Source organism: Pusillimonas sp., from assembly GCF_044464525.1.
Taxonomy (GTDB): domain Bacteria; phylum Pseudomonadota; class Gammaproteobacteria; order Burkholderiales; family Burkholderiaceae_B; genus Pusillimonas.
Genome location: NZ_JBIQLE010000056.1, coordinates 1 through 10,086 on the forward strand (window position 1 = coordinate 1; position 10,086 = coordinate 10,086).

8 protein-coding genes are annotated in these 10,086 nt (G+C 59.3%); 5 read left to right on the top strand and 3 right to left on the bottom strand.

What is annotated here, in order from left to right; genetic code table 11:
- Nucleotides 1–160: 160 nt before the first annotated feature.
- Nucleotides 161–496, bottom strand: coding sequence for a SorU family sulfite dehydrogenase c-type cytochrome subunit (gene sorU / locus ACIY1O_RS17250; RefSeq protein ID WP_397476322.1), 336 nt, complete (start codon nucleotides 494–496; stop codon nucleotides 161–163).
- 51 nt (nucleotides 497–547) lie between these two features.
- Nucleotides 548–1,780, bottom strand: a complete 1,233-nt coding sequence (gene sorT / locus ACIY1O_RS17255) for a SorT family sulfite dehydrogenase catalytic subunit (protein ID WP_397476323.1) — start codon at nucleotides 1,778–1,780, stop codon at nucleotides 548–550.
- 257 nt (nucleotides 1,781–2,037) lie between these two features.
- Between sorT and miaB the strand changes: the two genes are divergently transcribed.
- The 5 genes from miaB to lnt all read left to right on the top strand — a co-directional run bounded on the left by miaB (nucleotide 2,038) and on the right by lnt (nucleotide 7,551).
- Entirely contained in the window at nucleotides 2,038–3,477 is a 1,440-nt protein-coding gene (miaB, locus tag ACIY1O_RS17260) for a tRNA (N6-isopentenyl adenosine(37)-C2)-methylthiotransferase MiaB (protein WP_397476324.1), read from the top strand.
- Nucleotides 3,474–4,487 (top strand): PhoH family protein, encoded by a 1,014-nt coding sequence (locus tag ACIY1O_RS17265; protein WP_397476325.1) that lies wholly within the window; start codon nucleotides 3,474–3,476, stop codon nucleotides 4,485–4,487. The genes miaB and ACIY1O_RS17265 overlap by 4 nt, the downstream gene beginning before the upstream one ends.
- On the top strand, nucleotides 4,477–4,941 hold the full coding sequence (ybeY, locus tag ACIY1O_RS17270; RefSeq protein ID WP_397476326.1) for an rRNA maturation RNase YbeY: 465 nt from the start codon (nucleotides 4,477–4,479) through the stop codon (nucleotides 4,939–4,941). Before ACIY1O_RS17265 ends, ybeY begins: the two co-directional genes overlap by 11 nt.
- A 103-nt stretch (nucleotides 4,942–5,044) precedes the next feature.
- Nucleotides 5,045–5,929 carry a CorC family transporter gene (locus ACIY1O_RS17275; protein WP_397476327.1) on the top strand — a complete coding sequence of 295 codons (885 nt, stop codon included), beginning with the start codon at nucleotides 5,045–5,047 and terminating at the stop codon, nucleotides 5,927–5,929.
- Between the two features lie 2 nt (nucleotides 5,930–5,931).
- Entirely contained in the window at nucleotides 5,932–7,551 is a 1,620-nt protein-coding gene (gene lnt / locus ACIY1O_RS17280; RefSeq protein ID WP_397476328.1) for an apolipoprotein N-acyltransferase, read from the top strand.
- Nucleotides 7,552–7,596: 45 nt separating this feature from the next.
- Here lnt and ACIY1O_RS17285 read toward each other — a convergent pair whose 3' ends face one another.
- Nucleotides 7,597–9,675, bottom strand: a complete 2,079-nt coding sequence (locus ACIY1O_RS17285; protein WP_397476329.1) for a putative bifunctional diguanylate cyclase/phosphodiesterase — start codon at nucleotides 9,673–9,675, stop codon at nucleotides 7,597–7,599.
- Between the last annotated feature and the right edge of the window lie 411 nt (nucleotides 9,676–10,086).

Here is a 10,086-nt window from a genome sequence, read left to right on the forward strand (position 1 = left end):
GGGGCCCCGGGGCGTGGGAGGCCGCAGCCGCAAACCGCCCGACCGCCCGGGGCCCAGGCTCCACGACCAGAAGGCGCTTAAGAACTCAAACAACGTCCCTCACTCAAGAACTCAGTCACCAAGCAAAAACAAGAACCAGAACATACTCAACATCCGCGGCTCATTTCCCCGCCACATGCGACACATACTCCGACACAGCATTGATCTGCTCCTCGGAGAGCGTCTCAGAAAAATTGGGCATCACCCCTAGTCCTTCGTACAACGCCTTCTTCACTGCATCGAAATCAGGCTTGATTTCGTCAAGATCTGGTCCGATGGTTCCGGCCGCCCCGGCATCGGACAACGTATGACACACCGCACAGGCCGGCACTGCCTTACTGAGGAAGAGTTCTTTGCCCTGCTCAAGCATGGCGGCATCGGGCGTGTCGGCCGCATGCGCTGAAAAGGCGGCGCCCGCCATGGACGCCGCTAGGAAAAAAAGTATTGCTTTCCGCATCAAAAGATATCCCGCAAATATACAAATAAAACCAAATGCCGTCGGCTCGGCTCAAGCGACCTTTACGGTCACCATGTGATCGCGCCAACTGTTATTGATGTACCCACGATTATTCTCGACCCTTTCTTCAGGCTGCGTTTCGCCGTCATCGTTGGTGACCCGCGATGCCAGCTCGTGCTCGCCCGCCGTTAAGTCTGCCACCAGCACAAACGTCCGCCAGGCGTATTTGCCAAGGTCGGGTCCGATGAACTCGGCCTCTTGCCAGTCTTTGCCCCCATTGGTGGACACCTCGATTTTTTCAGCTTCGCTCATGCCGCCCATGGCCACCCCGCTGATGGCGACCTTGCCCGCCTTGACAGGCTGATCCGTATCGAACGGCGAATTGATCCACGACTTGGGCGGCATTTCCCATACCGACTCGTGTTCCGGCGTACCTTTTTCCCCCACCGGCGACATGCGATAGCTGGTTTGCTGAATGCTTGCCGGTGATTGTTCTTTGGTGAAGGCCAGCTGTTTTACATACTTGACGTTGTTGACCCCCGTATAGCCGGGCACGATCATGCGCAAGGGCCCGCCATGCGCCAGGGGCAGTGGCTCGCCATTGATCTCCCAGGCCAGCAGTGCATCTTCGATACCCGACAGCGGTACCGAGCGCTCAACCATCACCGTGTTGGGGTCCAGCCCTGCGGGAATTTCCTCGCCGCCGGTGCCGGTCATGTATTCCATGCCGTCGACCATGCCGCCGGTGGCCTCGAGCAGAGCCTTGACGGGCACGCCGGTGAATATCACGCAGCCCGCAGCGCCAACTGTCCATTGCGTGCCGCTGGGATCATGCGGAAAATAGGCGCGGCCGTTTCCGGAGCATTGCAGCACCATCGCCACAGACTCCATACCCAGGTTCTTGAGTTCCGCCACGGTAAAGGTACGTGGATTGGCGACGCCCTCGATCTGCACCTGCCAGGCATCCGGGTCTTTGGTGATGTCACCCTGGGGCGGAGAGACGTTATTGCGAATGAAAAGCCGGTCAAGCGGAGTAATGCCGCTGGAACCGAAAGCAGTGCGGCGCGTCTCGATGGTATTGGCGCTATGCACGATGAGGCTGTCGGCGTCCTTCCATTTTGCATAGTCGGGCAAGGGCTTGGCATCAGATACCGGCCCAGGGTTGGATTGCGACACCGGTTCGGTGGAGTCGGCCCAAGCCGGCGCCCCCAGGCCTGCCCAGGCGGCGGCGCCTCCGGCTGAAGCCAGCAGACGGCGTCGGATTAGATTAGTCGTATGTTCCATGGTGCTCTCCTTGTCTTAACCGAACGCGTCGCAAATATCCGGGGCCGGCCCCTGACGACGCTCTATATACAACCGTATATAACCTTACGGTATTAGCTTATGCCTTCCGCCAATATATCAGCGCTGATTGCAGTGCGCCAGAGTGCAAACAGGGCGAGCACACACGCAAGGGCCGCAAACAGGTCGTCGATTACAGTTCGCAGTACAATCCAAGGTTTCATCTGCCCCCGGGATCGACACCCGCAACGGCCATCACTATGCAAGAAACCACCATCAAGCGCGCCGGTGGCGCGCTCAACAGCGCCCCGCTTTCGCCAACGCCTTCAGTGCAGCCCGCAAATGCGGGCCCGCGCCGCAAGCTCTTCATCAAAACCTTCGGTTGCCAGATGAATGAGTACGACTCCGACAAAATGGTCGATGTACTTCGCAACGACCAGGGTCTGGAACTGACGCAAACTCCCGAAGACGCAGACGTCATCCTGTTCAACACGTGTTCGGTACGTGAAAAAGCACAAGAGAAAGTTTTTTCCGACCTTGGGCGGGTGCAACACCTTAAGCAGGCCAAGCCCGATCTCATCATCGGGGTGGGCGGTTGCGTAGCCAGCCAAGAAGGCGAAGCCATCGTGCAGCGTGCGCCGTACGTCGACGTGGTCTTTGGCCCCCAAACCCTGCATCGGCTGCCCGCCCTGATATCACAGCGCAGGCAGTCGGGGCGTTCGCAGGTTGACATCAGTTTCCCTGAAATCGAGAAATTCGACGCGTTGCCGCCTGCCAGCATCAATGGCCCGAGCGCGTTCGTCTCCATCATGGAAGGGTGCAGCAAGTATTGCAGCTTCTGTGTCGTGCCATATACCCGTGGCGACGAGGTTTCACGCCCCTTCGACGACGTTCTCGTCGAAGTCGCCGACCTGGCTGACCAGGGCATCAAAGAACTCACCCTGCTGGGCCAGAACGTCAACGCCTACCGCGGCCCTATGGGCGACAGCGCCGAGATCGCCGATTTCGCCATGCTGTTGGAATACATTCATGAAATTCCCGGCATCGAGCGTATCCGCTACACCACCTCGCATCCGAAAGAAATGACCTCTCGGCTGATCGATGCGCACGGCAAGCTGGACAAGCTGGTGCCATTCCTGCACCTGCCCGTTCAGGCCGGCAGCGACCGAATACTGGCGGCCATGAAGCGCGGCTACACCTCGCTCGAATTCAAGTCCATCGTACGCCGCTTGCGCGCCGCACGGCCCGGCATGACGCTTTCATCCGACTTCATCGTCGGCTTCCCCGGCGAAACCGAAGATGATTTCGAAAAGACTCTCGACCTGATTCGGCACGTGGAGTTTGACCAGTCGTTCTCCTTCATTTATTCGCGCCGCCCGGGCACGCCTGCCGCCGACCTTGAAGACAACACCACCAAAGAACAGAAACTGGCACGGCTGTACCGGCTGCAAGCACTCGTCAACGAGCATGCCGCTGCCATCAGTCAATCGATGGTGGGCGGCATCGAACGCGTGCTGGCCGAAAAGCCCTCAAAAAAAGACCCCAATGAGCTCATGGGGCGCACCGAAAACAACCGGATCGTCAATTTCGCCGCTCCGGCTGACCTGATCGGCCAAATGGTCGACGTTCGCATTACCTCGACCAACACCAATACACTCAAGGGCGAGCTTGCTCAGCCTGGGGCGGCGCAAGCCCTATGAGCAATTCCTCTCGTCGCAAGCCCGTCACCGTCGTCCTTGAAGGCGACAATACGCATCTGGCCAACCTGTGCGGCCCACTGGACGAAAACCTGCGGCAAATTGCCGACGGCTGGAACGTCCGGCTTAACCGCCGCGGCAACCGCGTCACCCTGGAAGGCGAGCAGGCACGTGCCGCGGCCGACGCCCTGCGGTTATTCCACCGGCGCTCGGTGCACAAGCCGCTTGCCATTGAAGACATTCAGCTTGGCTTGGTCGAACTGGGCGCCGGGCGCAGTCAAGACCAAGGCGAACCCGCCGAAAAGCCCGCCCTACCGGAGCTGCCTCCCATCGACGACCAAAGCGGCGATATCTCGCTACGAACCCGGCGCAGCGATCTGCGTCCACGCACGCCGCGCCAGCGTGACTACCTCAACAACATACTCAAGCACGACATTACCTTCGGCGTCGGCCCGGCAGGCACGGGCAAAACCTGGCTGGCCGTGGCCTGTGCCATTGACGCCCTTGAGCGCGAGTCTGTACAGCGCCTGGTGCTGACTCGACCCGCCGTCGAGGCCGGCGAGCGCCTGGGCTTCCTGCCCGGCGACCTGGCTCAAAAGGTCGACCCCTACTTGCGACCCCTGTACGACGCCTTGTATGACCTGATGGGGTTCGAGCGTGTGCAGCGCCTCTTCGAAAAACAGACCATCGAGATCGCTCCATTGGCCTATATGCGCGGGCGTACGCTTAATCACGCTTTCGTCATTCTCGACGAAGCGCAAAACACCACACCCGAGCAAATGAAGATGTTCCTGACCCGCATCGGCTTCGGCAGCAAGGCAGTGGTCAACGGCGACCCCTCGCAGGTCGACTTGCCGCGTGGCCAGCCCAGCGGCCTGGCCCACGCGCTGGATGTGCTCGAATCCGTACAGGGCATCGCCACCACGCGCTTCACCTCACGCGACGTCGTGCGGCATCCGTTGGTGGCACGCATCGTGGACGCTTACGAAAAAGCAGACCCCGTTGGCTCCTGAACTTTCCCTGGCCGTGCAATACGCCGAAGCGGCGCCCGAGCTGCCCCGCTGGCGGCTGCGGCGCTGGGTGTTGCGCACCCTGGAACAGGCCACAGACACCCTGCCGGGACTAAGCTCGGCAACGCTTACGTTACGCCTCGTGGGCCTTGAAGAAGGGCGCGAACTGAACCTGGCCTACCGCGAGCGGGATTACGCCACCAATGTTTTGACCTTTGAGTATGGCATGGAGCCCGAAGGAAGCCTGGCGGCCGACATCGTACTGTGCGTGCCTGTTTTGGAGCGTGAGTCGCGCGAGCAAGGAAAGACCCTTCTTAACCACGCCGCTCACTTAACCGTGCACGGCGTCCTGCATGCCCTGGGGCACGATCATATCGACACTGTCGAAGCGCGCGACATGGAGGCCCTCGAAACACGTATCCTGGCATCTTTGGGCATCTCGGACCCTTATGCATGATGGCGGCCGGCGACCAGGAATTACACTTGCCGCCGCCCGATTACAGCCGAAAACAATTGCAATTTCGGTTATGCTAAACGCTTCGTAACCAGTCCTGCGGACAATGTCAGAACCCAACTCCCCCGACCCTGAACCCCGATCTAGTAAAGCGCCCTCGAAGTCGCTGCTCGCCAGGATCATTTCCATAATCCGGCCTGAGCCAGAAGACCAAGACGACATAAAGGCTGTACTCGAGGCCGCGCACAACAGGCAAGTGCTCGACGGCGATGCCTTCACCATGATTTCCGGCGCCCTCAATGTCGCTAACCAGACCGCCGCCGACATCATGGTTCCTCGTTCCAAGATAGACATGCTCGACATCGGCAAGCCCCTGGCTGAGCTGTTGCCCGAGATTATCGAAACCGGGCACTCGCGCTTTCCGGTCTACGAAGACGACCGCGACAATATCGTCGGCATCCTGCTGGCCAAAGACCTGCTACTTACGACCACCAACCCTTCGATCGACGTGCGACCGCTTGTGCGCCCGGCGGTCTTCATTCCCGAGACCAAGCGGCTGAACGTGCTGCTGCACGACTTTCGCAGCAGCCGCAACCACCTGGCCGTTGTCATCAATGAACACGGCGGCACCGCCGGGCTGGTCACGATGGAAGACGTACTCGAGCAGATCGTCGGCGACATCGAGGATGAATACGATGAAGATGCCGAAAAGACCATCTTCCAGACGGGCAGCAATAGCTGGAGGGCCATGGGCGCCACCGAGATCGACATCTTCAACCGCGCCTTCAACACCAATATCCCAGACAACGACTACGACACGCTGGGTGGATGGTTCACCGCAGAGCTCGGGCGCATTCCCAAGCGCGGCGACACGCTCGACTTCGAAGGCCTGAACATGACGGTCGTGGGCGCGGATAACAAACGCGTCTTGTGGCTGCACATTCAGCACGACGCGCAAAGCCCCCTGGCCCTGACCGACACGACGGATTAGATTTGAAGCAATCTCGGGTTCAACAATGGCGCTACGGCGCCAGCCTTTTACTGTTGGGTGCGGCGCACGCCCAGGCTTTCGCGCCCGATCCGCTTCCGGGCGTCTTGTTGCCCTATCTCCAACTGGTCTGCCTGGCCTTCCTGGCCCGCTATGTATGGCGAGCGTCGGGCGTCAAAGCTGCCGCGGCAACAGGCTTCCTGTTCGGCCTGGGCTCTTTCGCGGTCGGCCTGTATTGGGTTTTCATCAGCATGCATCGCTACGGCGGCATGGCTGTGCCGCTGGCTTCGGCCGCGACACTGCTGCTGGCCGCCGCCGATGCGCTGTTCTATGCGGCGGCCGTCGCCGTTGCCAAATGGCTGACGCAGCGCACCTTGCGGCTTGAAGACGGCATCGCACGGCACTTTCTCGCCGTCGCTGCTTGGGCCTCGTGCTGGACCTTGGCCGAGTGGCTTCGCGGCACGCTCTTTACCGGCTTTCCGTGGATGGCCACCGGCTATGCCCACGTGGAAGGGCCGCTTTCAGGCTGGGCGCCTCTTATCGGCATGTATGGCGTTACCTGGCTGGCGGCGTTCGTCAGCGCGGCCGCCGGCCTGCTGATGCTGCGGCAACGCACAAGCCACGAAGCTCCCGCCGCCGCCACCGTCGCAGCCGGCATTGCAGCCGCGCTGCTGGGGTGGGTATTGGGCGGATTTTCGTGGGGGCACGCCGAAGGGCCGCCTACGCTCGTACGACTTGTGCAGGGCAATGTTCCACAATCGGAAAAATTCGACCCGGCGCTGCTTCACAACGGCGTTGAGACCTATATGCAATTGGCCGCCATGCCGCCACGCGAAGCCGGAATGGACCCCGCCGTCATCGTGCTGCCCGAAACCATCATGGCGCTATTTCAGAACCGATATCCACCGCAAGTCTGGGAGCAGTGGAGGCAGATCGCCCAGCAACGCAACGCCGCCATCATCATGGGTGTTCCGCTGCATTCAAGGGGCCCGGATGGCGACCGCTACACCAACAGCGTCATGGGCTTCGACGGCGCCACTTCGATAGAACAATTGCTTTCCGGGCAAACCGGCATGCGCTACGACAAGCACCACCTGGTGCCCTTCGGCGAGTTCGTGCCGCCGGGCTTCCGTTGGTTCGTCGACGCCATGCACATTCCGCTGGGCGACTTCGATCGCGGCCAGACTCGCCAGAAGCACTTCACCTTGGCGGGGCAGCAGTTCGCGCCAAACATCTGCTACGAAGATGTCTTCGGCGAAGAAATCATCCAAGGGGTGCGACCCAGTGCGGAGCACGGGCCGGGCGCCACCATATTGGTCAATGTCAGCAATCTGGGATGGTTCGGCGAATCGTGGGCGTTGCGCCAGCACCTGCAGATATCGCGCATGCGCGCCGTAGAAACAGCGCGCCCCATGCTGCGTGCCACCAACACCGGCATGACTGCCGCCATCGACCCAGACGGAACCGTCCGCGCCATGCTGGACGCCCATGTCAAGGGCGTGCTTGACGTCGAGGTACAAGGAACGGGCGGGCTCACCCCGTATGTAAAATTCGGGAACTGGCCCACGCTGGTTTGGAGCCTGTTGTGGGTGGGTGTTGCGCTTCTTCGGCGCCGCTTCAGCTAGCCTCGCGCAAGAGCAGGCACGACCGAAGCGAAGGCGCGAGCCTGACTATTCTGGCAGCACATCGAACAGCTGTTCGAAGGTAGTTGCCGGCACCGGGGCCGAATACAAGAAGCCCTGAGCAAAGTCGCAACCGGCTTCAAGCAAAGCCGTGCGCTGGCCGGGAGTAGTCACCCCCTCTGCGATCACCGACAATCCGAGCTTGCGAGCCATAAGAATAATGGCTTCACACAAATGGCGGTCTTGCGCGCTACGCTCGATATTACGCACGAACGACATATCGATCTTCAGGCACCCAATACGGTAGCGCAGCATATAAGGCAACGACGAAAAGCCGGTACCGAAATCATCAAGAGCCAATTGGATACCCGAATCGGCAAACGCCAGCAGCTTATCGCCGATATCGGGGCTGACATCCATAAGCAGCCTTTCGGTAATCTCTACCATCATGGCATCGACCGGCAGGTTCAGCCTTTGCAAGATTTCCAGGAAATCGGCGGGGTGCAGGTCGTGATTTGCAAACTGTGCCTCGGAGAAATTGACCGCCATCTGGAACCCCGGTCTCTGGGCGCGCCACCGGGCAGCCTGTATGGCCGCCTCGCGAAACACCCAATTTCCGATGTCGACGATCAGACCGGTTTCTTCAGCCTCCTGCATAAAATGGATGGGGCTAAGCAAGCCGTTGCGCGGATGCTGCCAGCGCAACAAGGCTTCAGCCTTGACAACCTGGCCGGTGCGCAGATTGAAAATAGGCTGGTAATAAAGAAGAAACTGATTCTGCTCGAGAGCGCCTGCAAGGTCGCGCACCAGTCGGCGGCGTTCGCCCACTTCCTTGCGCATCCCCGGCGCAAACACGCTAAAGCAATTGCGCCCTTGGCTCTTGGCCGCATACATGGCCATGTCGGCATGATGAATAAGCTCGTCCGCGCTTTCGGCGTCGCGCGGATAAAAAGCCACGCCTATGCTCACCGAAATCAGGCCCAGGTCTTCGCCCAGAAGATAGGGCTCGGCCACGACCCGGACAATTTTTTCGCACAGGCGGCGGACTTCTTCTTCGCTGGACACGGCGTCGGCGATGACGCAAAACTCATCACCGCCCAATCGCGCCACCAAGTCAGAACGGCGTACACAGCCCAGCAGGCGAGCGGCCACCTGACGCAAAAGCTCATCGCCCTGGACATGGCCCAAGGTGTCGTTGATTTCCTTGAAAAGGTCCAGATCAAGATACAGCAGCGAGAACGCTACGCCGGTATGCCTGGAGTACAGCATCTTGGCTTCCAGCCCCTGCTGCAACATAAGACGATTGGGCAAACCTGTAAGATGGTCGTAATGGGCTTGATGCCAAATACGCTCGTCATGCCTTTTCTTCTCGGTAATATCCGAAAACATCCCCACCCGGCAACGCACCGTGCCGTCGTCGTTATACGTGGTTGTGATGGATAACCGCTCGACGTATTCTTCTGCGTTTTTTCGTCGGTTCCAGATCTCGCCCTCCCATCTGCCGGTGCTTTGGATGGAATCCCACATGCCCTGGAAGAAATCCTTGTCGTGCTTGCCTGAACTTAATAAATTCATGCGCCGGCCCACGACTTCATCCAGGCCATAACCTGTGATGTCTGTGAAAGCAGGATTAACGGTGATGATGACACCATTTGCGTCGGTCACCACCATCGCATCGCGGCTGTGCTCGTAGACCAGCGACGTGAGCTCGGCCATCGTTTCGTCTTGCTTGCGGCTGGTGACATCTATCATCACCCCGGCGATCAGCCAGTCGTCGCCGCCCTCTAGCCGCGAGCCGAAGATTTCCACATCGATGAAGGTGCCGTCTTTGCGCCGCGCCTTGCGTTCGTAATGAATGCCGCGTCGGTCGCCTGTTAGCGTCTGGCGCAAAGTCTCAGCAACACGCTGCCGCTCATCGTGAGCAACGATGTCATAAAGCGAAAGCCCCACCAGCTCTTCGCGGCTATATCCCAGCATTTGCGCCAGGCGCGTGTTCACATAGCGGAAATGATCGTCCTCGATCAGGTACAGCCCCACCGCCACATGCTCGGCCAAGCCCTCGTACAGAGTTGGTGCTCGGTCGCCGGAGCCAGCGCTGAAAGCTCGGATTTTCCGTTGTTGGATCATACGCGGATTAATTTTGCCGGGGCTGCTGTCATTCATTCTTTAGATGGATGCTTGATAGCTGCTTTTTCGCGAGCGTCAGATCTTGCTGCCAACGTCCACAGGGTAACTCTCTATTATATGTCTTTCGCTATATATTGTTACCAAATAGATTGGCATGGCCTTGCTGCCACAAGCTGAAAAACAACAAGTGGCAAAGGCTGAACTAAACCGGCTCATTCAAGAATGCCATTTTCAGGTTGATATTTACTGCCCCCTACATACTGCCGTCACGCCTTCCAAGGGTCGACTGTCATGGGCCGACTTGCACGAAATAAATTTATAGTGCATAATTTTGCTTCTTTGCTAGGCACCGCAATACGGGGGTATAGCTCAGCTGGGAGAGCGCTTGCATGGCATGCAAGAGGTCAGCGG